Origin of the sequence: uncultured Tateyamaria sp., from assembly GCF_947503415.1 — a bacterium.
Lineage (GTDB): Bacteria > Pseudomonadota > Alphaproteobacteria > Rhodobacterales > Rhodobacteraceae > Tateyamaria.
In genome coordinates this window covers 1,202,014-1,227,944 of the sequence record NZ_CANNDS010000001.1, presented here as the reverse complement: position 1 = coordinate 1,227,944, position 25,931 = coordinate 1,202,014, and the positions used below count along the sequence as shown (strand labels likewise).

26 protein-coding genes are annotated in these 25,931 nt (G+C 56.8%); 14 read left to right on the top strand and 12 right to left on the bottom strand.

The annotated features are described in order from the left end of the window. The first annotated feature begins 11 nt into the window (after positions 1-11). A complete protein-coding gene (locus tag Q1A32_RS05910) occupies positions 12-1,241 on the top strand; it encodes an MFS transporter (RefSeq protein WP_299650801.1) in 1,230 nt (409 codons plus the stop codon). Here Q1A32_RS05910 and Q1A32_RS05905 read toward each other — a convergent pair. From Q1A32_RS05905 to Q1A32_RS05895, 3 genes are read right to left on the bottom strand one after another with little or no spacing between them, the layout of a single operon-like run. Beyond that, positions 1,224-1,814: a Smr/MutS family protein gene (locus Q1A32_RS05905; protein ID WP_299650798.1), complete on the bottom strand. Its 591-nt coding sequence runs from the start codon at positions 1,812-1,814 to the stop codon at positions 1,224-1,226. The two genes, Q1A32_RS05910 and Q1A32_RS05905, sit on opposite strands and share 18 nt — an antisense overlap. Then, positions 1,811-2,800, bottom strand: coding sequence for a murein transglycosylase A (locus Q1A32_RS05900; RefSeq protein ID WP_299608366.1), 990 nt, complete (start codon positions 2,798-2,800; stop codon positions 1,811-1,813). The genes Q1A32_RS05905 and Q1A32_RS05900 overlap by 4 nt, the downstream gene beginning before the upstream one ends. Positions 2,801-2,841: 41 nt before the next feature. Beyond that, complete coding sequence (locus tag Q1A32_RS05895; RefSeq protein WP_299608367.1) at positions 2,842-3,501, bottom strand: Tim44/TimA family putative adaptor protein; 660 nt, start codon at positions 3,499-3,501, stop codon at positions 2,842-2,844. Between the two features lie 114 nt (positions 3,502-3,615). On the opposite strand from Q1A32_RS05895, the gene Q1A32_RS05890 reads away from it, so the two are divergent. Both Q1A32_RS05890 and secB read left to right on the top strand, forming a co-directional pair. Further along, the gene (locus Q1A32_RS05890) at positions 3,616-4,086 is read left to right on the top strand and encodes an FxsA family protein (RefSeq protein ID WP_299650796.1); all 471 of its coding nucleotides are present in this window, start codon (positions 3,616-3,618) and stop codon (positions 4,084-4,086) included. Positions 4,087-4,145: 59 nt separating this feature from the next. Continuing rightward, a complete protein-coding gene (gene secB, locus Q1A32_RS05885) occupies positions 4,146-4,631 on the top strand; it encodes a protein-export chaperone SecB (RefSeq protein WP_299608370.1) in 486 nt (161 codons plus the stop codon). 45 nt (positions 4,632-4,676) lie between these two features. Here the strand turns inward: secB and dnaQ are convergent, their stop codons facing one another. Genes dnaQ through Q1A32_RS05865 form a run of 4 tightly spaced genes read right to left on the bottom strand, consistent with a single transcriptional unit; the run spans position 4,677 to position 7,392 of the window. Beyond that, positions 4,677-5,363, bottom strand: coding sequence for a DNA polymerase III subunit epsilon (gene dnaQ / locus Q1A32_RS05880; protein ID WP_299608371.1), 687 nt, complete (start codon positions 5,361-5,363; stop codon positions 4,677-4,679). A 1-nt stretch (position 5,364) separates the two neighbouring features. After that, complete coding sequence (gene coaE / locus Q1A32_RS05875; protein WP_299650794.1) at positions 5,365-5,949, bottom strand: dephospho-CoA kinase; 585 nt, start codon at positions 5,947-5,949, stop codon at positions 5,365-5,367. After that, a complete protein-coding gene (locus Q1A32_RS05870; protein WP_299650792.1) occupies positions 5,946-6,776 on the bottom strand; it encodes a shikimate dehydrogenase in 831 nt (276 codons plus the stop codon). The genes coaE and Q1A32_RS05870 overlap by 4 nt, the downstream gene beginning before the upstream one ends. 16 nt (positions 6,777-6,792) lie before the next feature. Further along, on the bottom strand, positions 6,793-7,392 hold the full coding sequence (locus Q1A32_RS05865; protein WP_299650790.1) for a Maf family nucleotide pyrophosphatase: 600 nt from the start codon (positions 7,390-7,392) through the stop codon (positions 6,793-6,795). A 410-nt stretch (positions 7,393-7,802) separates the two neighbouring features. Here Q1A32_RS05865 and Q1A32_RS05860 point away from each other — a divergent pair, with 410 nt between their 5' ends. The 7 genes from Q1A32_RS05860 to Q1A32_RS05830 all read left to right on the top strand — a co-directional run bounded on the left by Q1A32_RS05860 (position 7,803) and on the right by Q1A32_RS05830 (position 15,128). Further along, positions 7,803-8,249: a CopD family protein gene (locus tag Q1A32_RS05860; protein ID WP_299608377.1), complete on the top strand. Its 447-nt coding sequence runs from the start codon at positions 7,803-7,805 to the stop codon at positions 8,247-8,249. A 123-nt stretch (positions 8,250-8,372) separates the two neighbouring features. Next, the gene (gene rho, locus Q1A32_RS05855; protein ID WP_299608379.1) at positions 8,373-9,644 is read left to right on the top strand and encodes a transcription termination factor Rho; all 1,272 of its coding nucleotides are present in this window, start codon (positions 8,373-8,375) and stop codon (positions 9,642-9,644) included. Positions 9,645-9,666: 22 nt separating this feature from the next. After that, positions 9,667-10,950, top strand: a complete 1,284-nt coding sequence (gene mnmE / locus Q1A32_RS05850) for a tRNA uridine-5-carboxymethylaminomethyl(34) synthesis GTPase MnmE (protein ID WP_299650788.1) — start codon at positions 9,667-9,669, stop codon at positions 10,948-10,950. Positions 10,951-10,963: 13 nt separating this feature from the next. Next, complete coding sequence (gene mnmG / locus Q1A32_RS05845; protein WP_299650786.1) at positions 10,964-12,823, top strand: tRNA uridine-5-carboxymethylaminomethyl(34) synthesis enzyme MnmG; 1,860 nt, start codon at positions 10,964-10,966, stop codon at positions 12,821-12,823. Next, positions 12,823-13,431, top strand: coding sequence for a 16S rRNA (guanine(527)-N(7))-methyltransferase RsmG (gene rsmG / locus Q1A32_RS05840; RefSeq protein ID WP_299650784.1), 609 nt, complete (start codon positions 12,823-12,825; stop codon positions 13,429-13,431). The genes mnmG and rsmG overlap by 1 nt, the downstream gene beginning before the upstream one ends. Next, positions 13,424-14,233 carry a ParA family protein gene (locus Q1A32_RS05835; RefSeq protein WP_299650782.1) on the top strand — a complete coding sequence of 270 codons (810 nt, stop codon included), beginning with the start codon at positions 13,424-13,426 and terminating at the stop codon, positions 14,231-14,233. Before rsmG ends, Q1A32_RS05835 begins: the two co-directional genes overlap by 8 nt. Position 14,234: 1 nt before the next feature. Next, positions 14,235-15,128: a ParB/RepB/Spo0J family partition protein gene (locus Q1A32_RS05830; RefSeq protein WP_299650780.1), complete on the top strand. Its 894-nt coding sequence runs from the start codon at positions 14,235-14,237 to the stop codon at positions 15,126-15,128. Here the strand turns inward: Q1A32_RS05830 and hemW are convergent. The 3 genes from hemW to rph are packed head-to-tail and all read right to left on the bottom strand — an operon-like array spanning position 15,125 to position 17,584. Then, a complete protein-coding gene (hemW, locus tag Q1A32_RS05825) occupies positions 15,125-16,270 on the bottom strand; it encodes a radical SAM family heme chaperone HemW (protein ID WP_299650778.1) in 1,146 nt (381 codons plus the stop codon). The two genes, Q1A32_RS05830 and hemW, sit on opposite strands and share 4 nt — an antisense overlap. Continuing rightward, on the bottom strand, positions 16,263-16,874 hold the full coding sequence (gene rdgB / locus Q1A32_RS05820) for an RdgB/HAM1 family non-canonical purine NTP pyrophosphatase (protein ID WP_299650776.1): 612 nt from the start codon (positions 16,872-16,874) through the stop codon (positions 16,263-16,265). The genes hemW and rdgB overlap by 8 nt, the downstream gene beginning before the upstream one ends. Then, positions 16,871-17,584, bottom strand: coding sequence for a ribonuclease PH (gene rph, locus Q1A32_RS05815; RefSeq protein ID WP_299650774.1), 714 nt, complete (start codon positions 17,582-17,584; stop codon positions 16,871-16,873). The genes rdgB and rph overlap by 4 nt, the downstream gene beginning before the upstream one ends. 99 nt (positions 17,585-17,683) lie before the next feature. On the opposite strand from rph, the gene hrcA reads away from it, so the two are divergent. Together hrcA and Q1A32_RS05805 are read left to right on the top strand one after the other, a co-directional pair. Continuing rightward, a complete protein-coding gene (hrcA, locus tag Q1A32_RS05810) occupies positions 17,684-18,754 on the top strand; it encodes a heat-inducible transcriptional repressor HrcA (protein WP_299608391.1) in 1,071 nt (356 codons plus the stop codon). A gap of 3 nt (positions 18,755-18,757) precedes the next feature. Further along, complete coding sequence (locus tag Q1A32_RS05805; RefSeq protein WP_299650772.1) at positions 18,758-19,321, top strand: nucleotide exchange factor GrpE; 564 nt, start codon at positions 18,758-18,760, stop codon at positions 19,319-19,321. A 34-nt stretch (positions 19,322-19,355) separates the two neighbouring features. Here Q1A32_RS05805 and mutS read toward each other — a convergent pair whose 3' ends face one another. After that, entirely contained in the window at positions 19,356-21,986 is a 2,631-nt protein-coding gene (mutS, locus tag Q1A32_RS05800; RefSeq protein ID WP_299650770.1) for a DNA mismatch repair protein MutS, read from the bottom strand. 121 nt (positions 21,987-22,107) lie between these two features. Between mutS and Q1A32_RS05795 the strand changes: the two genes are divergently transcribed. Both Q1A32_RS05795 and Q1A32_RS05790 read left to right on the top strand, forming a co-directional pair. Continuing rightward, positions 22,108-24,363 (top strand): NADP-dependent malic enzyme, encoded by a 2,256-nt coding sequence (locus Q1A32_RS05795; RefSeq protein WP_299650768.1) that lies wholly within the window; start codon positions 22,108-22,110, stop codon positions 24,361-24,363. After that, positions 24,363-25,238, top strand: coding sequence for a ribokinase (locus Q1A32_RS05790; protein WP_299650766.1), 876 nt, complete (start codon positions 24,363-24,365; stop codon positions 25,236-25,238). The genes Q1A32_RS05795 and Q1A32_RS05790 overlap by 1 nt, the downstream gene beginning before the upstream one ends. Here Q1A32_RS05790 and msrA read toward each other — a convergent pair. Then, a complete protein-coding gene (gene msrA / locus Q1A32_RS05785) occupies positions 25,235-25,894 on the bottom strand; it encodes a peptide-methionine (S)-S-oxide reductase MsrA (RefSeq protein ID WP_299650764.1) in 660 nt (219 codons plus the stop codon). The genes Q1A32_RS05790 and msrA overlap by 4 nt on opposite strands. Between the last annotated feature and the right edge of the window lie 37 nt (positions 25,895-25,931).

The window sequence follows — 25,931 nt, the reverse complement described above, 5'->3', positions numbered from 1 at the left end:
CCGGGACTGCCATGTCACAATCATTGGGCCAGTTCCTGCGAACCAATCAGCGGTGGCTTGGGGCAGGGGCGCTTTTGACGTTGCTGTCGTCCTTTGGGCAAACGTTCTTCATTTCAATCTTTGCCGCCGAAATTCAGGCAGACTTTGCTCTGACCCACGGGACATGGGGTGCCATCTATGGGCTTGGAACGGCTGCGTCAGCGGTTGTCATGATCTGGGCGGGGGGCCTTACCGACCACTTTCGCGCCAGAGCCATTGGAATGCTGATTTTGACGTTGCTGGCGGCGTCCTGCATTGCCATGGCTGTCAATCCATATGCCGCTGTCTTGCCATTTGTCATCTTTGCCCTGCGCCTGACAGGGCAAGGTATGACCAGCCACATCGCGATTGTCGCCATGGCCCGCTGGTTCGTTGCGACAAGAGGCAAGGCCCTTGCTGTTGCAACGCTTGGGTTTTCGTTGGGCGAGGCCATCCTGCCGTTACTGTTCGTTGCGCTGATGACAGTCTTTGATTGGCGGCTTTTGTGGCTGGTCGCGGCCGCCGTTGCCCTGATCGGCGTGCCGGTTCTGGCCCATCTTTTGAAAGAGGAGCGGACACCACAATCTATGGCGGGCGAAAACCAGAGCGCTGGCATGAACAACCAACACTGGACCCGAAACCAAACTCTGGCGCATCCGCTGTTCTGGTTCATGGTGCCCGCGTTGCTGGGTTTGTCCGCGTTTGGAACCGCCTTCTTTTTTCAACAGGCGCACTATGCGGAGTTGAAAGGATGGACGCACTTGTCACTTGTTGCGCTTTTCCCGGTGTACACAGGCGTCGGAATTGCGGCGATGATTGTGTCCGGGTTCGCCTTGGATCGCTTCGGCACTGCGCGTTTGATCCCCTACTACCAAATGCCACTTGTCCTCGCATTTCTCTGCTTTGCTTTTGCGGACGGTCTGTGGATGGCGGCATTGGGCTTGGTGTTTTTCGCGATCACGAGTGGGGCCAATTCAACATTGCCCAATGCCTTTTGGGCAGAGTTCTACGGAACGCGGTTTATCGGATCGATCAAGGCCATGGCGGCGGCGGTGATGGTTCTTGGGTCCGCGATTGGCCCGTTGGTCACAGGCATCCTGATTGACACCGGGGTATCGCTCGAAACCCAGTACATCTGGGTTGCCGTTTACTATGCCGTTGCAAGCCTTGGGATTTGGATCGGCATTCGACGTGCGCGTAACGACCTACCGGTTCCGGCGTAGGTAGACATAATACGCACCACCGCCTCCGTGGCGGACATTGGCTTGGCTCACCTGCATCACGACCGACGACAATGGCGGCATCGACAGCCATTGCGGTACTTGATGACGAAGAACGCCGAAACGGACCGGGATCGGCCCTTCATCGTCGCGGTTCTTGCCCTTGCCTGTCACCACCAAAACCAATCGCTTCCCTTGCGACTGTGCCGACAGGATAAACCGGGTCAGCGCCGGGTGCGCGCGATCCGTTGTCATTCCATGCAAATCCAATTTGCCTTCGGGTTTCAACTTGCCACGCTTCATTTGCGTGAACGCTTTCCTGTCCATTTGGACTGGCTGGGCCGCAACCTGATCCACGATGGACGGTGAAAGGTTGATTGATGTCGATGGCTTGGATTTCTGCGACTTGATAGGCGCCGGGGTCACTTCAAAGGACGCTCTGGTGCGTTGCTGTTGAGGGGGTGTTGTTACGAAATCATCCGGATGGAACGGCTTTTCCGGATGCAGCCGCTCTGTCTTGTCCGTTACCTTGCGCCACAGCTCTTCTTCGTCCGGGCGTAACCTGCGGCGGTTCATATCGCCCCCTCGGGCAACAAGGCATAGGCGCGCTGGATTGGCATCAACACCAACATTCGACCGGGATCGCGCAAACGTCCGGCCTCGCGACCTGCCTTGTCACCTGTCCCGAAAAAGACATCCGCGCGTTGCGCGCCCTTGATGGCAGACCCTGTATCCTGCGCAATCATCAGGCGACGCAGCGGATCAGCCCCATCCTTTTCAACCCAGACCGGCGCACCCAAAGGCACAAAGGCAGGGTCGACAGCCACAGACCGCATCGTTGTGATTGAACGGTTCATCGCCCCAAGCGGGCCGCGTTCCGCAGGCACTTCGCTGACCTCGCGGAAAAAGACATAGGACGGGTTGTGATACAAAAGCTCTTCGCCGACCTCCGGGTTGCGCCGCACGTAATTGCGGATGACCTGCGCGCTGACCTGATGCGAGGCATAGGTGCCACGGCGGACCAGCTCGGCACCAATCGACCGGTACTCATGACCATTGAAACCGCTGTACCCGACGCGGATCATCTCTCCGCTCGGGAGGCGAATACGGCCAGAACCTTGAATCTGCAGAAAGAAAAGCTCGACCGGGTCATCGACCCACGCGATCTCAAGACCGCGGCCCTGCATGATGGACCCTTCGAGAATCTGGCGACGGGTGAGCCACGGACGAATGACCCGCGCTTCGGGCGGCATGGAATATACGGGGTAACGGTAGCGGGCGCTGCGGCGAAGCGACCCTTCCAGTTCAGGTTCGAAATATCCGGTGAAGAGGGCGGGCTGGCCGTCTTCGATCAGGACAGGGCGAAAGAACAGTTCGAAAAAGGCGCGGGCATCCGGAACGTCTGCCGCCAGAGCACACAATGACGTCCAATCAGGATCGTCAAAGTCCCGGCACGTATTGCGAAAGGTCGAGAGCGCAGACTCATGATCATCCTGCGCCCAGCCATCCAGCGCGGCGAAGTCCAGAACCGTGTATTTTACGTCCGATCCAGCGGCAGTCATGGCCAGTGATATCGCACAGAAAAAGACAGCGCAGAAACGGATTACGCGTCTGTAGACACCAGTAGCCAATTCGGGTCGTCTGCCCCCATGGTTCTGGCGAAGGCCCACGTGTCCTTCTGCCGCTTCACCTCAGTCAGGCTACCTTCTACGATATCTCCGCCTTGATCGCGAACAGCTGATTTGAGTTCGGCCACGTAACGGATGGTCAATTCGCCTTCGTTCGTTTCAGGATCGAAGGTGGCATTCATCAACTTCAGCTCTCGTACGCCAAAGAATTCCGCCTCGATGGTCAGACCCTGATCTTCGCGGGCTGCGACGCCATCGACGAAGGATTCATAGATTTCTTCGGACAGAAAAGGCTGGATATCGGCCAGATTGCCGTTCTCGTACCCCATCACGATCATCTCGTAAGCGCCGCGTGCACCTTGCAGGAAATCGGCAACATTGAACGACGGTTCGGCACGTTTCATTTCAGTCAGCGCCTTGGCGGCGTCACTATCTTCGTCGACGTGGTCGGTGATATCCAGATCGGGACCGCCTTCGATCACCTCAAGGTCAGGACGGTTGATCCGATCGGATGCCTGTTTTGGAACCGGCGGTTGTTCGAACCCATCCCGTGTCCCCAACACGTTTTTAAGGCGTAAGATCAGGAAAACAGCGATGCCGGCAAGCACCAGCAACTGGATAAGCGGAGAGTTCATTCATGCCTCGTCATTCGGGGTCGGGTGGCGATAGCGCCGTTGAAACCTTATGTAGGTGTACGGGGAGCCCAAGTCCACTGTACGGCCCCTGACGAAAAGGAAAGGATTACGCGGATGTGGCTGTTTTTGGCCTTTCTTCTGGTTCCATTGATCGAGATCGCCCTGTTCATTCAGGTTGGCGGCGCAATCGGGTTGGGCTGGACGCTTCTTGTCGTGGTGATCACGGCGGTGCTTGGCACGATGCTGGTGCGCGCCCAAGGCATGCAGGCGTTGGGCCAGGTGAAGTCGTCATTCAGCGAAATGCGTGACCCAAGTGAGGCGCTGGCGCATGGCGCGATGATCCTGTTTTCCGGTGCTTTGCTGCTAACGCCGGGGTTCTTCACGGATGCTGTCGGTTTTGCGCTTCTGGTTCCAGGCGTCCGTTTGGCCGTTTTTCGCTGGGCGCGAAGCCGTATCAAAGTCACCACATTTTCCACGCACGCTGGACCCAACCGCCAACATCCCGACATCGTGGATGGTGAATACACCGAAGTTGACCCGGACAGACAAAAAGTTCGTGGCCCTTCGGGATGGACCAAGCATTGAGGCCTGTGGGCCAAGCTGTTACCAAGCGCGCAACTTAATTATTGCCTCGGAGAAAACAGATGGCCGAAGAACAAGCCACACAACCCACCGCGCCACAAATGCGGGTCTTGGGACAGTACATTCGCGACATGTCGTTTGAAAACATCGTGTCCCAAAAGGGTGCTGCACCTGACGTGCAGCCCGATGTGCAGGTTCAGGTGAATCTGGATGCGAAAAAGCGCAGCCAGGACAACCAGTACGAAAGCTCCATCAAGCTGAATGTCACATCAAAGGCGAAGGAAGGCGATACCGTCCTGTTTGTTCTGGAAATCGACTATGTCGGCATGTTCCACATCGAAAACGTGCCGGACGAGCAGATGCACCCGTTCCTGCTGATCGAATGCCCGCGCATGATCTTTCCGTTCCTGCGCCGCGTTGTCAGCGACATCACACGCGATGGCGGCTTCCCGCCGCTGAACTTGGAAAACATCGACTTCGTATCGCTGTACCGCAACGAGATCGCGCGCCGTCAAAAAGAAAACGCATCCACCGAAACGATCAACTGATCTTTCCAAATGATGTGAATGGCCCGGTCTTTGTACCGGGCCTTTTTATTTGGGCCAAAGGGCATCTTCGCCCAGTTTGTTGACAAAGGTCGCATGCGCATCACGCTCTTGCGCGGAAATGCGGCTTGCCAAGGCGCGCGGGCGGGGCGGCGGTGTCCAATTTTCCACCTCAATCGCACCTGCCGCAGAGCTGCCGGATGTCGACAATGCGAAGTCAGGCTGACGACCGCCAATAAGCTCAAGGTACACTTCGGCCAAAATTTCGCTGTCCAGCAAAGCGCCGTGTAGCGTCCGGGCCGAATTATCGATGCCAAAGCGACGGCACAGCGCATCAAGGGACGCCGGAGAGCCGGGGAATCGCCGTCGCGCGATATCCAACGTATCAATGGCACGATCATACGGGATTTGAGGCAGGCCCATCCACCGCAGCTCGGCATTCAGAAACTTCATGTCGAATGCTGCATTGTGAATGACCAGCTTGGCGTCCCCGACAAAATCGAGGAACTTCTGACCAAGCGCTGCAAATTTCGGTTTGCCACGCAGGAAGTCATCGCCCAATCCGTGCACTTCGAATGCCTCTTGGGGCATTGCCCGCTCTGGGTCGATATACTCGTGGAAGACATTGTCTGTGGGCACATGCCGCATCAGTTCAATGGCCCCGATTTCAACGATGCGATCCCCGTTTTCAGGGTCAAAACCGGTGGTTTCGGTATCCAGAACGATTTCGCGCATGTCAGAGCCTGCTTTTGATCTGTTGAACGACAGAATGGACTTGTGCACGGGCATGTTCAACCGTGTCAGTCGTTATGACAAAGTCCGCACGGGCGCATTTCTCAGCGCTCGGCATCTGCTTGGTGAGGATTGCTTCAAACTGGGCTTGGGTCATCGTGCCCCGATCCAAAACGCGGGTCCGTTGCGTCGCCGCATCGACATGGACGACGACGGTTGCATCCATGGCGCTGTCACCGCCTGTTTCAAAAAGCAACGGGATGTCAAAAACCAGGATTTCGGCAGTCGCAGACTTGATGAAATCAGCCCTGTCCTGCGCCACCAAAGGATGCACAATCGCTTCGATCTTGGGCAGGGCGGTCGGGTCATCGGAAATGATCGAGCGCAGCACATCGCGGGATACGGCGTCGTCCACCACAGCTTCGGGAAAGGCCTTGGCCATTGGCACTACCGCCAATCCGCCGACATCATACAAACGATGCACGGCGGCATCTGCATCCCACACGGCGCATCCTTCGTCTTCGAACATTTGCGCAGTCGTGGATTTGCCCATTCCAATGGAACCCGTCAGGCCCAGCTTGAACGTCATCGCAAAGCAGCCGCGCGCGCCGCGCTGTCGACCAGTGGCCTGTGACCAAACCAGCGTTCAAACGCAGGAACAGCCTGGTGCAACAGCATTCCCAGCCCATCAACGGTCACACACCCTGCGCTTTCGGCTGCCGCCAGCAAATCAGTTTTCAAAGGGGTGTAGACCAGATCGGTCACAACAGTGCCGCGGCGCAACCCATCCAGCGGCACCCGCATCGATGGTTTGCCAATCATCCCAAGTGACGTTGTGTTCACGACCAGCGCGGAGTCCTCAAGAATGTTACCGGCCTGCACCCAATCCACCACAGTGACTTTCTTTCCGAAGTCTTCTGCCAACTTCTCGGCGCGCACACGGGTGCGGTTGGTCAATAATATCTCTGGCACACCTGCATCCAACAGAGATGCGATAACGGCACGCGCGGCCCCCCCGGAACCCAATACGGTCGCGGGCCCACTATTGGGCACCCATCCGGGTGCACCGGACTTCAGGTTCTCGATGAAGCCATACCCATCCGTGTTGTCTGCGTGAATCTGGCCGTCCTTGCGAAAGATCAGTGTGTTTGAAGCACCAATCAATGTGGCACGGTCCGTGACAAGGTCCGCCAGTTCTAGGGCAGCTTCTTTATGGGGGATCGTGATGTTTACACCGACAAAGCCAGCCTTGGGCAGCGTACGCAAAACAACCTCAAGATCCTGCGCCGATACGTCCATTGGAATGTAGTCACCGCGCAGGCCAAGGGTTTTCAACCAGTGCCGATGCAGTTGGGGTGACTTCGAATGTGCCACTGGGGACCCGATGACACCCGCCAAAGGAATTTTGTCGCTCATCCTCGTCTGCCTTTGATTATCCGTCGATCACACCACGCAGCGTCAAGAATGCCAACAGTTCCAGCAAGGGCATTCCAAGGACGTTGAAATAATCCCCTTCGATGCTGTGGAACAGGCGCACTCCCTCCGCCTCTAGCTGATATGCGCCAACTGAGCGCCGAATGTCATCCCAATTCCGGTCGACATACCCATCAAGGTAGCTGTCAGACGCGTTTCGCATCCGCAAACGCACTTGCCCGACATGGCGCCAAATGGGCTTGCCCTCTTGGTAGATCACTGATGCCGACAAAAGCATGTGACGCTCACCCCTCAGAGCACGCAACTGTTTGCCGGCATCGACCCGATCTGTGGGTTTTGAAAGCAATTGGTTGTTGAGCGACAGCACCTGATCGCATCCAATGACCATCGCGTCTGGAACCTTGTCGGCAACCTTTCGGGCTTTCATCTCGGCCAGTGCGTCTGCAATATCGCGTGGCGGTGCGTCTTCAGCCAAAAGCGCCGCCTTCATCGCGTCTTCATCCACGCGGGGCGCTACGACCTCGAATTCGACGCCTGCATTCCGCAATAATTGAGCGCGGACGGCAGAGCCGGAGGCCAGGATGATGGGGACGGTCATGTGGATATCCTTGTGCATCTTGGAAGGTGAAATGAAGGATCAATGCCGTGAAAAACAGACCCGTCTGGGGGTCACGGGGAAATCAGGCATCGTTCGGAGTGATATCAGCCAAACTGTCCAGCGTGGGCAAGAACAACCTTCTTCCTGTGTGTAAGCAAGGTTGTCCAGACTTACGCACAGGGTTTTCCAGATCAAGGGTGCTCAGGAAAGCCACATAAGTCATTGTTTTAAATTTGAAAAATATGAAAATTTGTAGACACACGGATTTCGAGAAAATCATATCCCGATGTGGGCAAACCCCTTAAGAAATCGTTAATCCACAGAAATCCCGTTCCCTACAAAATCATCATCTCTTTTCTTTCTTATATTTATTTATAAGGGTGAGCCGGAACAGCGGGGACAAGACAGTCATGGAAATTCTGATCGGCTTCTATCCTTGGATCAAGGCATTCCACATCATGTCTGTGATCGCCTGGATGGCTGCTCTGTTTTACCTGCCACGTCTGTACGTCTACCACTCGGAAACGGTCGGTCTGCAAGGAGAGACCCACGCCTTGTTCCAGACGATGGAATACAAGCTTCTGAAAGTGATCATGAACCCGGCCATGATTGCGACTTGGGTGTTCGGTTTACTGCTTGCTTCTATCCCCGGAGTGATCGACTGGGGCGCGATATGGCCTTGGACCAAGCTGATTGGCATCTTGGCGATGTCTGGCTTCCATGGATGGCTGGGTGCGCAGCGCAAAGCCTTTGCGGCAGGAGGGCCGATCAAGACGGGTCGGCAGTACCGCATGATGAACGAAGTTCCGACGCTGTTGATGGTGCTGATTGTTCTGTCCGTGGTCGTGAAGTTCTGAACGCATTGACTCCGGGCGTGGCAGCGCCTATCTGGCCTTCAGCACCCCGTCCGGGGACCGCATACAGCTTTTACAACTGACTGGACGCGCACCGCTTCTCACAAGCGGGCCAAGAGTATTACCATGACCACTGAATCCCTGAACCTTGCTGACCTCAAGGCGAAGAGCCCCAAGGACCTCCTTGCCATGGCAGAGGAGCTGGAGATCGAAAACGCCTCGACCATGCGGAAGGGCGAGATGATGTTCCAGATCCTCCGCGAACGCGCGGATGAGGGATGGGAGATTTCCGGCGACGGTGTGCTTGAAGTTCTACAAGACGGTTTTGGTTTCCTGCGCTCGCCCGAGGCGAACTATCTGCCGGGTCCGGACGATATCTATGTCTCGCCCGAGATGATCCGTCAGTACTCGCTGCGCACTGGTGACACGATCGACGGTGTGATCAAGGCGCCCGACGATACCGAGCGTTACTTTGCCCTGACCAACGCCACGAAGATCAACTTCGAAGAACCTGAGCGCGCCAAACACAAGATCGCCTTCGATAACTTGACGCCACTGTATCCGGATGAGCGTCTGACGATGGAAACGGACGATCCGGCGACCAAGGACCGGTCTGCGCGGATCATCGACCTGGTGTCGCCCATCGGCAAGGGCCAGCGGTCCTTGATCGTGGCCCCGCCGCGGACGGGTAAGACCGTTTTACTGCAGAACATCGCGTCGAGCATCGAAAAGAACCACCCGGAATGCTACCTGATCGTGCTGCTGATCGACGAACGGCCCGAAGAGGTTACGGACATGCAGCGTTCCGTGAAAGGCGAAGTTGTCAGCTCAACCTTTGACGAACCGGCCACACGCCACGTTGCCGTGTCCGAGATGGTGATTGAAAAAGCTAAGCGTCTGGTTGAGCATAAACGAGATGTTGTGATCTTGCTGGACTCGATCACAAGACTTGGTAGAGCATTCAACACTGTGGTGCCTTCGTCGGGCAAAGTCCTGACCGGTGGTGTAGATGCCAACGCCCTGCAACGTCCCAAGCGGTTCTTTGGTGCGGCACGGAACATTGAAGAAGGTGGATCGCTGACAATCATCGCAACCGCGCTGATTGATACCGGCAGCCGGATGGACGAAGTGATCTTTGAAGAATTCAAAGGCACGGGTAACTCGGAAATCGTCCTGGATCGCAAGATTGCAGACAAACGCGTGTTCCCAGCCATCGACATTCTCAAGTCCGGAACGCGGAAAGAGGACCTGCTGGTCGACAAGGTCGATCTGACCAAAACCTTTGTTTTGCGACGTATCCTGAATCCGATGGGCACTACAGACGCCATCGAATTCCTGATCTCCAAACTCAAGCAGACCAAGACAAACAGCGAATTCTTCGATTCCATGAACACCTGATCAGTCAGCCGGGAGTAGGGGGATGGATACAATCTTTGCCCTTGCCACGGCGCAGGGACGCGCAGGTGTTGCTGTCATCCGCATATCTGGGCCGCAGTCAAAAGCGGTGGCCCAGAAATTGTGTGGATCCCTGCCCGAAGCACGGCGCGCTACCACGCGTAGGCTGCATGATGAAGACGGTCTTGTGCTGGATCACGCACTTGTCCTGGTGTTCGACGCGCCAGCCAGCTTCACCGGCGAAGATGTTGTAGAATTCCATCTGCACGGCAGTATCGCAGTCGTCGCCGCTGTTTTGCGGGAGCTGGGAAAAAGCCAGGCGCGCATGGCCGAGCCCGGTGAGTTCACGCGTCGCGCGCTTGAGAATAACAAAATGGACCTCGCTCAGGTCGAAGGACTTGGTGATCTGATCGAAGCGGAAACCGAAGCGCAGCGAAAACAAGCCTTGCGCACTGTCTCCGGTGAACTGGGTGCCCGCATCGAGCGGTGGCGCAGTCAGCTGATCAGGGCTGCATCCTTGATTGAAGTGACAATTGATTTCGCTGACGAAGAGGTTCCCGTCGATGTGACGCCAGAGGTTCAGGATCTGCTGACCTGCGTTACCGACGACATTTCTGATCAATTGAAGGGGTTCGCTGCCGCCGAGAGGATCAGGACCGGGTTCGAAGTAGCAATTGTTGGGCCACCGAATGCTGGGAAATCCACACTTCTAAACGCGCTGGCGCGTCGGGATGCTGCGATTACGTCGGCAACTGCAGGGACAACGCGCGATGTAATCGAAGTGCGTATGGATCTTGAGGGATTGCCGGTAACACTCCTGGACACGGCCGGGCTTCGCGAGGCTGTTGACGATATCGAGGCCGAAGGTATCTCGCGCGCTGTAGCGCGCGCAAATGCATCGGACCTCCGTATTTTCTTAATGGAGCCGGATGATACGCTGGAAGTGGACGTCCAGGAGGGCGACGTTGTTCGTGCGCCTAAAGCCGATTCCCGAACGGACGAGGCGTTGGCAGTGTCCGGTCTTACCGGGCAGGGCGTGGATACGCTCGTTGCCGAAGTCACAGCGTCGCTTCTAGATCGAAGCCAGAATGCAGGGTTGGCAACTCATGAACGCCATCGTGCGGCAATGACCGCTGCGCTCACTACGTTGAAATCGGTGTGGTCTTTGATTGGTGCAGGTCCTGATCGCTATGATATTGCGGCCGAAGAACTACGCGTTGCGATTCGATCGTTGGAAGCGGTTGTGGGGCGGGTTGATGTCGAAAACCTTCTGGATGAGATATTCTCGAGCTTTTGCTTAGGAAAATGATGGAGTGTTTCACGTGAAACATTTTGATGTTGTTGTCATTGGCGGTGGGCATGCCGGTACCGAAGCTGCGCACGCCGCGGCGCGTATGGGTGTACGCACTGCACTTGTCACTATGAAGCAGACTGATATCGGCGTAATGTCCTGCAATCCCGCCATCGGCGGTTTGGGCAAGGGCCATCTCGTCCGGGAAATTGACGCAATGGACGGCGTTATGGGCCGCGTGGCAGACGCCTCAGGAATCCAATTCCGCTTGCTAAACCGGCGCAAAGGACCGGCTGTACAGGGTCCAAGGACGCAATCGGACCGGGCAATCTATCAGCAGGAAATGCTGCAGATCATGCAGAACACGGCAAACTTGGAACTTATTGAAGCCGAAGTTACCGATTTCGTCATGGAAGGGCAGCGTGTCGCTGGCGTGAGGCTGAAGGATCAATCAGAGGTTTTGGCCAAAGCTGTCATTCTGACAACCGGCACATTTCTGCGCGGTGTCATACATATCGGCGACACCTCCTATTCAGGAGGTCGGATGGGTGACGATGCCTCTGTCTCTCTGGCCGATCGAATCGATGGTTTTGGTTTGCCTCTGGGTCGCTTGAAAACCGGCACCCCGCCTCGATTGGATGGCCGTACGATCAATTGGGATATCCTTGAACGACAATGTGCAGATGAAGACCCGTCGCTGTTTTCCTTCCTGTCGGACAAAGCGCCCATGCCGCAAGTTGCCTGCGGTATTACGCATACTAACACGCAAACGCATGACATCATTCAAAAGAACCTTGAAAGGTCCGCGATGTATGGCGGCCATATCGAAGGTGTTGGACCCAGGTATTGTCCATCGATTGAAGATAAGGTTGTGAGGTTTGCCGATAAGGACTCGCATCAAGTCTTTCTTGAGCCCGAAGGTTTGAACGATCACACGATCTATCCGAACGGCATTTCAACGTCGCTTCCTGCAGATGTTCAGGTTGAATACGTGCAATCCATGGCGGGGCTTGAAGAAGCGCGGATCCTGCAGCCTGGCTATGCAATTGAATATGATTACGTCGATCCGCGTGCATTGAGTGCCGACCTGTCCGTGATGGATGTCCCCGGACTGTTTCTTGCGGGCCAGATTAATGGGACAACTGGGTACGAAGAGGCGGCTGCTCAAGGTTTGGTAGCAGGCTTGAACGCAGCGCGTATGGCGTCTGGAGATGAACCGCTGCATTTCCGGCGCGACCAAAGCTACATTGGCGTGATGATTGATGATCTGACGACGCGGGGTGTGACGGAGCCCTATCGGATGTTCACGTCACGCGCCGAATTCCGTCTGTCTTTGCGTGCGGACAACGCTGATCAACGGCTGACGCAGCTTGGGCGCGATATCGGGTGTGTTTCCGACGAACGTATGGCGTCATTTTCAAAGAAACGGGACTTGTTGGATCGAGCTCGTGGCGAGTTGGAAAAAACAGAATTTACGCCGAAACAGATCGCGTCTCGTGGTATCCGTATCAACCAGGATGGAACGAAACGAACGGCATTTCAGCTGCTGGCGTTCCCGGATGTTACTTCTGACCAAATCTTCAACTTGGTTCCGGAAGCAACTTCATTCCCGGAAGGCATTCTGGAGCAGGTCGGTCGTGACGCACTGTACGCGAACTACATTGCCCGTCAGCAGAAAGACGTCGAAAAGTTGCGGAAGGATGAGCAACTCAAGATTCCAAGTGAGTTCGATTACTCGGCGATCTCCGGGCTTTCAGCTGAATTGACAAACAAGCTCACACAGGTACGTCCCGGCGATCTGGCTCAAGCTGCTCGTATTGATGGGATGACGCCTGCGGCGCTTGCCCTGGTTCTTGGTCGTATTCGTTTTCTCCAAAAGAAGTCAGCGTAATGGAGGCGCCCGCATGGTGGGTCGCCGATGTTTCACGTGAAACATTGGAAAAGTTACAGGCCTACGCTGATCTCATTCGAAAGTGGACGCCAAAGATCAACTTGGTGGCCAAGTCTACTGTAGGTGACCTGGAGGTCCGCCATCTCTGGGACAGTGCGCAAGTTTATGAACCAAGAGAAGATCATTGGGTAGATCTTGGAAGCGGCGGCGGGTTACCTGGCGTGGTTGTCGCAATTCTGGCGCAAGCAAACGGTGATGACGTAAAAGTAACTTTGGTGGAGAGCGATCAGCGAAAATGTGCGTTTCTCCGCACGTGCGCACGCGAGCTCAGCCTCCAAATAAATATTGTTGCAGGCCGCATCGAAGAAATTCCGCCGCTGAATGCAAAAACGATATCTGCCCGGGCGCTGGCGCCTTTGGATGAGCTTATGGGCTTGGCGAAGCCTCATTTGACGAACGACGGTCTGTGCATTTTTCAAAAGGGCGCACAGTGGGGTATCGAAATTCAGGCCGCACAGAAAAACTGGCGGTTTTCATATGAAGCGATGCCAAGTAAAACGAACAGCGAAGCAGTTGTCCTCAAAATCAAGGATATCACGCGTGTCTGACCCGACGCGCCCACCAGGGCCCAAGATTATTTCTGTTGCGAACCAAAAGGGTGGTGTGGGGAAAACCACTACCACGATCAATCTGGCTGCCGCACTGGTCGAGATTGGAAATCGCGTACTCGTGGTTGACCTTGATCCGCAGGGGAACGCATCCACGGGCCTTGGTATCGAGATGGAGGATCGTGTTCGGACCACCTACGACCTGTTGTTGGATGATGTCCCCTTAAACGACGTGATCCTTGCGACCGACATCGAAGACCTCGCAATTATCCCGGCGACCGTAGACCTAAGTTCCGCTGACATAGAACTGATCTCGAACGAGAAACGCAGCTTCTTGCTGCATGATGCGCTAAGGCAGACCGATATGGATGCCTATGCGTTCGACTTTATTCTGATTGATTGCCCGCCTTCCCTTAACCTGCTGACTGTGAATGCGATGATTGCAGCGCATTCGGTTCTGGTCCCGCTTCAAAGCGAATTTTTCGCTCTGGAAGGTCTGTCACAGCTGATGCTGACAGTGCGGGAAGTGCGTCAGACTGGCAATCCGAACCTCCGCATCGAAGGCGTGGTTCTGACGATGCACGATGCGCGGAACAAGCTGTCCCAGCAAGTGGAACAGGATGCGCGCGACAATCTGGGCGATATCGTATTTAAAACGCGAATCCCGAGAAATGTCCGAGTGAGCGAAGCGCCGTCGTTCGCTATGCCTGTACTGTCCTATGACGGCGCGTCCAAAGGCGCAGTGGCCTATCGCGATCTGGCCAAAGAGCTGATCGCCAATAACGCAGCAGTGGGGGCCTGATATGGCTAGCAATGACAAAAAGCGTGGATTGGGTCGCGGGCTGTCCGCATTGATGGCAGATGTCGCAGAACCAGTGCAAACGAGCGCTACATCTGGTAGTGGTGAGCAGCGTATCCCGATTGAAAAGATCAAGGCAAACCCCGATCAGCCACGCCGCCAATTTGATGCTGGCCCCCTTGAAGATCTGGTCGCTTCGATCAAGGAGAAGGGCGTTCTCCAACCATTGATCGTGCGACCCATTGGCGATGAGTATCAAATCGTTGCAGGTGAACGCCGTTGGCGTGCAGCCCAACAGGCCCAATTGCACGAACTGCCCGTGATTGTGCGCGACTTCTCTGACACCGAAGTGTTGGAAGTTGCGATCATCGAGAACATTCAGCGCGCTGATCTGAACCCGATAGAAGAGGCTGCAGGTTACAAGCAACTGATGGACCGCTTTGGCCACACACAGGAAAAGATGGCGGAGGCGCTTGGCAAGTCCCGAAGTCACATCGCCAACCTTCTACGCTTGTTGCAGCTGCCTGAAAGCGTCCGGGGTTTTGTTGTTGATGGATCGCTGAGCGCCGGGCACGCCCGAGCGTTGATTACCGCTGATGATCCGGCCGTATTGGCGAAGAAAATTATTGCTGGTGGGCTGTCTGTACGTGCAACTGAGGCGCTGGTGAAAAAGGCCAATGATGGCGTGGGCGACAATATTTTCACCGGCTCGACGCCCAAAGCCAAAGCGCCCGAAAAAGATGCAGATACACGAGCGCTCGAAGATGATTTGTCGGCGGCCACGGGGGTCAAGGTGACGCTGGCGCACAAACCAAACGGTGAAGCGGGTACGCTGACGCTGCAATATGAAAGCCTCGACCAGCTCGATGATCTGTGCAGACGCTTGAGCGCAACCTAATCGTTCAGCAGTTCGCGCAACACACCGTTCAACAGGCTAAACCCCTGATTTGTAACGGTTAATTTCGTTTTTTCGTGGGCAAGCAACCCCATGTCGACCAATTCGCCAATACGCGACGCGCTTAGAGGTGTGCCCGCCAAGTTTTCGTACCGGTTTATGTCAACGCCTTCCGACAATCGCAGCCCCATCATCAGAAACTCTACTGCCTGATCGGTCCGGGTCAGCGTTTCTGTCGTTTCGCGCTCCTCACCCTTCAGCCACGCATTTGGCATACGCCGCTGTTCGGTCGCCGTTCTTGTGCCCTCAATCGTCAGGCGACCATGCGCGCCCGGACCAATGCCGGCGTAGTCACCATACCGCCAATAGATCAGGTTATGCCGGGACTCAGAACCATCACGCGCGTGGTTCGAAACCTCATATCGCGGCATCTGAAAGTCGGAACAGACGTCTTGCGTCAACGCGTACATATCCGCTGACAAATCGTCGTTCGGCAACCCTTTCAATTTCCCACGCTTGTACCTGTCCCCAAATGCAGTGCCGGATTCGACCGTCAATTGATAAAGCGAGATGTGATCGAGGTCATATGACAACGCTGTACGAAGTTCCGCTTCCCATGCGCTCAGCGATTGATTTTGCCGCCCATACATCAAGTCAAAACTGACCCGATCAAAGACGGATCGGGCCACATCAAAGGCGGCGAGCCCTTCACTTGCGGTGTGCAGACGACCCAATGCGCGCAAATCGTCGTCGTTCAGGGCCTGAATACCCATGGACACACGGTTCACACCGGCGGTTCTGAAGGCAGAGAACTTGTTCGCTTCGACCGATGTGGGGTTGGCTTCAAGCGTCACTTCCAAGTCATTGGCGAGCGGCCAGGTCTTGGTGATTTCATCAAGGATGGCACCCGCGGTTTCAGGTGCCATCAAGCTGGGTGTGCCGCCGCCAAAGAAGACCGATCTCAGGACGCGGCCTTGGGTGAGTGCACCGATCCGCTGTACTTCCGCCACCAAAGCGGTGCGCCATGCATCGTGGTCTACGGAATTTGTAACGTGGCTGTTGAAATCACAGTACGGGCATTTGGCGGCACAAAACGGCCAATGGACATAAAGCCCGAAACCGCCCGCTTCCCAATCTTCAGCCAAAGCAGCCAGCGATCAGTTTTTTGAAGCTGTCCGCGCGGTGACTGATCGCATTCTTCTCGTCAGCCGACATTTCAGCGAACGTGCGGTCATATCCAACAGGCTGGAACATCGGATCATAGCCGTGACCCAACTGGCCCCGCACGGGCCAGACCAACGTGCCTTCGACAGTGCCAGCGAACACCTCGTCATGACCGTCCGGCCAAGCGAGCACAAGCGTCGAACAGAAACGGGCCGTCCAGGGTTGGGACGCGTTGCATGTCGTCAGTTCGGTGTGCGTGCGCGTCATCGCCAACATGAAATCACGCCCCTCAAGCGTTTCCGCCCAATCGGCGGTGTAAACGCCTGGTGCACCGCCCAGCCCATCAACTTCAATCCCGGAATCATCCGCTAGTGCTGGCAACCCTGTCGCTTTGACGGCTGCATGCGCCTTGATCCGCGCATTGCCGACAAATGTGGTCTCGGTCTCTTCCGGTTCGGGCAAGTCCATATCTGCCGCCCCAACGACGGTCACACCGAAGGGCTGGAACAGTTGCTCCATCTCTTCCAGCTTGCCAGCGTTGTGGGTCGCCACAAGGATGCGGTCACCTTCGAACCGTCGCGTCATTTGGAGACGCTCAATTGCATCTCGGCCAACTCAGTTACGCCTTTCTCGGCCAGATCCATGAGGGCGTTCATTTGATCGCGGCTGTACGTCGCCCCTTCGGCACTCATTTGCACTTCGATCAGCTGCTTGTCGCCAGTCATGATAAAGTTGCCGTCTACGCCCGCTTCGCTGTCCTCAGGGTAGTCCAAATCCAATACGGGCTGACCGGCATAGATGCCGCAACTGATCGCTGCCACAGGCGACACCAGCGGGTCAGTTACAACGTCGCCCGCTTTCATCAGCTTGTTAACTGCCAGACGCAGGGCGACCCAACCCCCTGTGATGGATGCACAGCGCGTACCGCCATCGGCTTGCAGCACATCGCAATCGACAGTGATCTGACGTTCGCCCAAGGCAACACGGTCCACGCCAGCGCGCAGTGATCGACCAATCAAGCGCTGAATTTCAACAGTGCGCCCGCCCTGCTTGCCCGCAGCGGCTTCGCGGCGCATGCGCGTGTTGGTGGCGCGGGGCAGCATGCCGTATTCAGCCGTGACCCAGCCCAGACCCGACCCTTTGATGAACGGCGGCACGCGATCCTCAATGGTGGCGGTGCACAGAACATGCGTGTCGCCCATCTTGATCAGGGCGGACCCTTCGGCATGTTTGGTAAAGCCGGTTTCGATGGAAACGGACCGCATTTGGTTCAGTTCTCGACCAGAGGGGCGCATGTAACTTCCTTTTTCGTGTATGGATTGGGGATAGCGCTGCGCCGGGGCAAGAGGCAACCCCGATTGACCTTTGATTCCCGCGCCCTTTTATTATCAACAATGACAGACACACAGAAACTGCTGGATGAGATGAACGACCGTTCGCGCGAAGTGTTTCGCCGCGTGGTCGAAGGGTATCTGAATTCCGGCGATCCGGTGGGGTCTCGAACGCTGACGCGGGATTTCAGCGAAAAGGTGAGCGCCGCGACTATTCGCAATGTGATGCAGGACCTTGAGTTCATGGGTCTGTTGAACAGCCCTCACATTAGCGCCGGGCGTATTCCCACGCAGCTGGGCCTGCGGATGTTTGTGGATGGCTTGCTGGAAGTTGGCATCCCCGACGAGTCAGACCGGGAGAAAATCGACGCGACGATGGGGTCAAATGAACGGGACGTTGCCGGATTGCTCGACCGCGTTGGATCGGCGTTGTCTGGCGTGACCCACGGGGCGTCTTTGGTTCTTACGCCAAAGCATGAGGCGGCCATCAAACACTTGGACTTTGTGCCGCTGGGCCCTGAACAGGCGCTGGTGGTTTTGGTGTTTGCCGATGGCCATGTCGAGAACAGATTGTTCCAACCGCCCCCCGGACAAACCCCGTCATCCATGCGCGAGGCGGCCAATTTCCTGAATGCCATGATCGAGGGGCGCACGCTGAGCGAAGTGAAAACGATCATGCAGCGCGAGATCACGGAACGGCGTCAGGAAATCGATGCCTTGTCCCGCGCCCTGGTGGAAAGCGGGCTGGCGTCCTGGGAAGGCGAGGGTGACACTCCGGAACGTTTGATCGTGCGCGGCCGGTCCAATTTGCTGGGCGAATCGACCGAAGCCGAAGATCTGGATCGCATCCGAACGCTCTTTGACGACCTCGAACGCAAACGCGATATTGCCGAATTCCTGAACCTGACCCAAGACGGCGACGGTGTACGCATTTTTATTGGTTCAGAGAACAAACTTTTCTCACTTTCGGGTTCCTCTTTGGTGGTTTCCCCATATATGAACGCTGATCGAAAGATTATCGGAGCGGTTGGGGTCATTGGGCCCACGCGGCTGAACTATGGCCGGATCGTGCCGATTGTGGATTACACAGCCCAGCTGGTCGGGCGAATGCTGACGGACCGCAATGAAAGGTGACATATGGCTGAGCCGAAGAACGAAGATTTCCTTGATGATATCGATATGGCCGAGGAAGAGGTTTATGCCGAAGAAATGGCAGAAATCGATGACGAGGCGCTCGAGATTGACCAGTTGAGAGCTGAGCGTGACGAGCTGAAAGATCGCTTTATGCGTGCGTTGGCCGATGCCGAGAATGCCCGCAAGCGGTCAGACAAGGACCGGCGCGAGGCTGAGAATTACGGCGGCTCCAAGCTCGCCCGTGACATGCTGCCCGTTTACGACAATATGAAGCGCGCGCTTGAGGCGGCGACAGATGAGCAACGCGAAGTCTCTGGTGCGCTGCTTGAGGGTGTCGAGTTGACGATGCGCGAGCTGCTGAACGTGTTCAAGAAATACGGGATCGAACGGATCTCTCCCGAGGTTGGCGATACATTCGACCCGCAGCTACATCAGGCGATGTTCGAAGCACCAGTGCCCGGGACCAAGGCAGGCGAGATCATTCAGGTGTCTGCCGAAGGATTTATGCTGCACGACCGGTTGCTGCGTCCCGCGCAAGTTGGCGTGTCATCCATGCCGGCCAGCTAAGGCATTTCAAATCTGAAGAACAACGAGGGCGCGGTCAGGATTTGGCCGCGTCTTTCAGTTTGTAGATCAGGTCGAGCGCCTCCCGCGGGGTCAGTTCGTCCGGATGCACCGTTTCAAGCATGTCCAATGCAGGCGACTCTCTGGTTTTCACTGGCTGCGGTGGCGGTGCAGCCGAGAACAGCGGCAGATCATCAATCAACGTCTTTTGCGTAGCACCGCCTTCACGCTCTCCGGACTCCAATGCATCAAGCACCACGCGCGCGCGGGCAATGACCGCCGGCGGCAATCCGGCCAGTTGCGCGACCTGCACGCCGTAAGACCGATCCGCAGCGCCGCGCTTTACCTCGTGCAAAAAGATAACCTCACCTTCCCACTCCTTCACCGATACAGTTGCGTTTTCGACGCCGCTCAATTTTCCGGCCAGTGCGGTCATCTCGTGGTAGTGCGTGGCGAACAGCGCGCGGGATTTGTTGACGTCGTGCAGATGTTCGAGCGTCGCCCAGGCGATCGACAAACCGTCGTAGGTGGCGGTTCCGCGCCCGATCTCGTCAAGGATCACCAGCGCCCGATCATCGGCTTGGTTCAGAATGGCCGCAGTTTCGACCATTTCGACCATGAAGGTTGATCGGCCACGCGCCAGATCATCGGATGCCCCAACGCGGCTGAAGATCTGGCTGACCAGTCCGATATGCGCAGACCGTGCGGGAACAAAACTGCCCATCTGCGCAAGGATCGCAATCAGCGCGTTCTGCCGCAAGAATGTCGACTTACCGGCCATGTTGGGACCCGTCAGCAGCCACACCGCCGCACCGTCTTCGGCATTCAGCTCACAACCATTGGCAATGAAAGGCGCACCGCCCTGCTGTGCCAAGGCGTGTTCCACGACAGGGTGGCGCCCGCCTTCGATCTCGAACGCTCGGGATGTATCGAGGACGGGTTTGCACCAGTTGCTCGACACGGCCAAGTCCGCCAGGGCAGTGGCCAAGTCCAGCTCCGCGAGCGCACGGGCGGTTTGACTGATTTGAGTCGCTGCCTCCAGAACGAGGGTCTTTAGCCCTTCGTAGAGACGCTTTTCAATGTCCAGTGCACGACCGCCCGCATTCGAAATACGTGTTTCAAGCTCCGAAAGCTCCACAGTCGTGAATCGCACCTGATTGGCCGTTGTCTGGCGGTGGATGAAGGTTTCGTTCAGCGGTGCCGACATCATCTTGTCGGCATGTGTCGCCGTGACTTCGATGAAATAACCCAAGACATTGTTGTGTTTGATCTTCAGCGATTGAACACCGCATTGGGCGGCATAATCCTGCTGCATTTTCGCAATGACGGATCGCCCTTCGTCCCGCAGCTGGCGCGCTTCATCAAGTTCCGCGTCGCATCCCGTCGCAATGAACCCGCCATCACGGGCCAGCAATGGAGGATCGGCAACAAGGTCATTGTCCAGCCGATCGATCAGATCCGCATGCCCCGCCAAATCCTTGAAGGCGTCTTGGAGCAAGGATGGCAGATCGTTCGGCTGTCCATCGAACAGTGTTTGCGCTTGCCCCAACCCATTCCGCAGCGCCGCAAGGTCGCGGGGCCCACCCCGATCCAATGACAGCCGCGACAGCGCGCGATCCATATCCGGGACGCGTTTCAACGCCTCGCGGGTGGCTTGGGCGAAACCTGTATCATCAGCGCAGTAGGAAACAGCATCCAACCGGTTCGAAACCGTGTCCAGCATGCGCGAGGGAGAGGCCAATCGCCGCCCGAGCAAACGCGCACCTGCTGCCGTGACCGTCCGATCGATCACGGACAGAAGCGATCCGCTGCGACCACCGGACAGGGCGGTTGTCAGTTCCAGGTTCCGGCGCGTCGCGGCATCTATCTGCACGGTGCGTGCCTGCACTTCTTGTCTTGGTGGCTGGAGGAGCGGCAGCTTGCCCTTTTGCGTGATCTCCAGATATTCGACGAGCGCGCCCATGGCCCCAACTTCGGCCCGGTCGAAATTGCCATACGCATCCAGCGTTTGAACATTGAACAAAGCGCCAAGGCGATCCGTCCCGGCGCTGCTGTCAAAGGCCGCACCACCAAGTGTCGTGATCGAGATGCCGAATTCTTCGACCAAGGGGCGCAGATCATTTTCCTTCGCATCCGTAACGATCAATTCCGACGGGGCCAGCCGTGCCAATTCAGGCCCTAACAAGGCCAAATCAAGCGACATGACGGAAAACGCGCCGGTTGAGATGTCCACCCACGCCAGCGCGCATTGACCCCGAACATCTGCGAACGCGGCCAGAAAGTTGTGCCGTCGTGCCTCCAGCAGGGTATCTTCGGTCAACGTACCGGGCGTGACTAGACGCACCACGTCCCGCTTCACCACGGATTTAGAACCGCGCTTTTTCGCTTCTGCCGGGCTTTCCAACTGTTCGCAAACCCCGACGCGAAACCCCTTGCGGATCAGGGTCAACAGATACCCTTCGGCAGAATGAACAGGCACGCCACACATCGGAATGTCAGCGCCGTCATGCTTGCCGCGCTTTGTCAGCGCGATGTCCAATGCCTCTGCCGCAGCGACGGCATCGTCAAAAAACATCTCGTAAAAATCGCCCATCCGATAGAACAGAAGGGCACCGGGATGCGCCTCCTTTATCTCAAGATATTGCGCCATCATGGGCGTGACTGACATGACTTCCCCCTGTTCGTCGCGCGACATTACAAACGCGGCGACCCGAGGAAAAGCCAAAGTCGATTGAGACACGGCACCCGGCGCGGTATGACGCCTGAGTGTCACGGGAGGACAACCGCATATGAGCAAGACAAAGGTCACGCCGGAAGAAGCCTTGGCGTTCCACATGGAACCCACGCCCGGCAAGTTCGAGATTCAGGCAACCGTGCCTATGACGACCCAGCGGGACCTGAGCCTTGCCTATTCCCCCGGTGTTGCGGTGCCTTGTGAGGCCATCGCCGAAAATCCCGAAACGGCTTATGACTACACCAACAAGGGCAACCTTGTTGCGGTGATCTCAAACGGCACAGCCGTGTTGGGCTTGGGCAATCTTGGCGCGCTGGGCTCCAAACCCGTGATGGAGGGCAAGTCGGTTCTGTTCAAACGCTTTGCCGACGTGAATTCCATCGATATCGAATTGGATACCGAGGACCCCGATGCCTTCTGTCAGGCGGTGAGGCTGATGGGTCCGACATTTGGCGGCATCAACCTTGAGGACATCAAGGCGCCTGAATGCTTCATCATTGAACAGCGCCTCAAGGAAGAGATGGATATCCCGGTCTTCCATGACGACCAGCATGGCACTGCCGTGATTTGCGCGGCGGGCCTGATCAATGCGCTGCACATCTCGGGCAAGAAAATCGAGGATGTGAAGATTGTTCTGAACGGGGCAGGGGCTGCTGGGATCGCGTGTATCGAGCTGCTGAAATCCATGGGCGCGCGGCATGATAATTGCATCGTCTGCGACACCAAGGGCGTGATCTACCAAGGTCGGACTGAGGGGATGAACCAGTGGAAATCAGCCCACGCGGTCAAGACCGAGTTGCGCAGCCTTGAGGAAGCGATGAAGGGTGCCGACGTGTTCCTTGGCGTGTCAGTCAAGGGGGCGGTCACGCCTGCAATGGTCGAGAGCATGGGGGACAATCCTGTAATTTTCGCCATGGCGAACCCCGATCCCGAGATCACGCCAGAAGAAGCCCACGAAGTACGTATGGATGCCATCGTGGCCACCGGGCGCAGTGATTACCCGAACCAGGTCAACAATGTGCTCGGTTTTCCGTACCTGTTCCGCGGCGCTTTGGACATCAACGCACGCGCCATTAATGACGAGATGAAGATTGCATGCGCTCACGCCCTTGCCGCTCTCGCGCGCGAGGATGTGCCGGATGAAGTGGCGCTAGCCTATGGCAAGTCGCTGTCCTTTGGGCGCGATTACATCATTCCGACACCGTTTGATCCGCGCCTGATCCACCGCATTCCGCCAGCGGTCGCACGGGCCGGCATGGACACAGGTGCTGCCCGTCGCCCCATCATCGACATGGACGCATACGAGCTGAGCCTGAAGTCGCGGATGGACCCAACGGCCAGCATTTTGACGGGCATTAATGCTCGTGCGCGGGCGGCACAGGCGCGCATGATCTTTGCCGAAGGCGATGACCCGCGCGTGCTGCGCGCTGCGGTCATGTATCAGCGCAACGGGTTCGGCAAAGCGCTGGTGGTGGGACGTCAGGACGATGTGAAGGCGAAACTGGAAACCGCCGGTCTGGGCGATGCCGTTCGAGAATTGGACGTGGTGAACGCGGCCAACACCATGCATCTTGATGCGTATAAATCGCATTTGTACGACCGTTTGAACCGGGGCGGTTTTGACCGTCAGGACATTCATCGCCTAGCCGCCCGGGATCGGCATGTCTTTGCGGCGTTGATGCTGGCGCATGGTCATGGCGATGGGATTGTGACCGGCGCCACCCGAAAGTCAGCGCACATTCTCGAGCGTATCGGACATGTCTTTGACGTCGATGAAACAAGCAAGGCGGCGGGTATCACGGCGCTTTTGCTCAAGGGTCGGATCGTGTTCATCGCGGATACGCTGGTCCACGAATGGCCGGATGAAGAGGACCTTGCCGACATCGCCGAACAGGCGGCAGTCGTCGCGCGCAATATGGGGCTTGAGCCACGAGTGGCCTTTGTCAGCTTTTCGACCTTTGGCTATCCGGTGTCCGAGCGGGCCGAGAAGATGCACAAGGCGCCTGTCGTTCTCGACCGTCGCGGCGTTGATTTCGAATATGAAGGTGAAATGACCGTAGACGTGGCTCTGAATGCTCAAGCGCAGGCGGCTTACCCATTCTCGCGGCTCACGGGCCCGGCGAACATCCTTGTCGTTCCGGCGCGTCACTCCGCGAGCATTTCCGTCAAGCTGATGCAGGAAATGGGTGGGGCAACGGTGATTGGCCCGATCCTTGCCGGTGTTGGGGGGTCCATCCAGATCTGCTCCTCCGTCTCTACGGCAAACGATATTCTCAACATGGCCGTTTTGGCGGCCTGCAAGGTGGGCTGATGGCAGTCTGGAACCTCGGCTCGATCAATATCGACAACGTGTACCGGGTGCCGCACCTGCCTGCGCCGGGTGAAACATTGGCTGCGACCGCGTTCAGTCAAGGGCTGGGCGGCAAGGGTGCCAATATGTCTGTCGCGATTGCGCGCGCCGCGTCCCGGGTCGCGCATATCGGCGCGGTCGGTGCCGATGGCAAATGGACTGTTGAACGGCTGATGGAATACGGCGTCGACACACGACAGATCGAAGTAGTTCATGGCGAGGCGACCGGGCACGCCATCATCGCTGTAGCCGAAGATGGCGAGAACCAGATCGTGTTGTTCGAAGGGACCAATCGAACCATCACCCAAGACAGGATTGGCGCGGCGCTGACAGAGGCGTCACCCGGCGATACGTTCCTCACGCAGAACGAAACCAGCGGTCAGCGCATGGGTGCGGACATAGCCAAACGTTTGGGGCTGCGGGTGGTCTATGCGGCCGCTCCGTTTGATCCGGGCGCGGTGAAGGACGTTTTGCCTTTCACCGATATGCTGGTTCTGAACCAGGTCGAGGCACAGCAGCTTGAGGACGCGCTGGGCAAACCCGTCAATGCGCTGGGCATCGAAAATGTTGTGGTGACGATGGGGGCAGAGGGATGTTTGTGGATGACGGATGCGGGCGGTGAAACGCACGTGCCGGCCATTTCAGTGACCCCAATCGATACGACGGGCGCGGGCGATACGTTTACGGGGTACCTTGTTGCGGGTCTGGACCGCGGCATGCCGATGCGCCAAGCGCTCGATCTGGCAACGCAAGCAGGTGCGCTAATGGTGACCCGGCTTGGCACCGCTGATGTCATCCCCGACCTGAAAGAGATCGAGGATGCCAGGCTGGGTTAGCTGCCTGCAAACGGAGCCGCATCACCCCAAAGCTGTTTGACACGCGCATCCCGCCCGCAGGCTTCGCGATAGGCCTTGTATGCGTTGGCTTTGGACTTCGGACCGAAACGCGTCAGAATCAGGCTGTTCTGTTTGTAGTAATCCTGATGGTACCCATCCGCCGGGTAGAACTCGGCCGCGCCAAGAATGGGCGTCACAATTGTCTGGCCCAAACTCGCTTGCGCGCCGGCTTTTGCAGCCTCAGCGGCTGCTTTTTGACCTGCTGTGGCAAAGATCGCCGTCCGATAAGTTTCACCCCGATCGCAGAATTGCCCGCCTGCATCGGTCGGGTCGACGGACCGGAAGAACAATTCATAAAGCGTCGCAGCGGACACTTTGGCCGGATCATAGGTGATTTGAACCGCTTCGTAGTGACCGGTGCCACCTTTGACGACTTGCTTGTAAGTTGGGTTTGAAACCGAGCCGCCCGCAAAACCGGACACCGCCTCTTTCACCCCATCGACCTTTTCGAAATCGGCCTCAACACACCAGAAGCATCCACCTGCGACGGTTATCGTTTCGAGCTGTTGCGCGTGGCTGGTCTTTGATTGCGCGATAAAGCCAAGCGCGATCATGACGCCAAGGGATACGGTTTTCAAAGTACGAAGCGATGTCATTGCATGTCTCCTGTTTGGCGACAGACTTACCGCAACA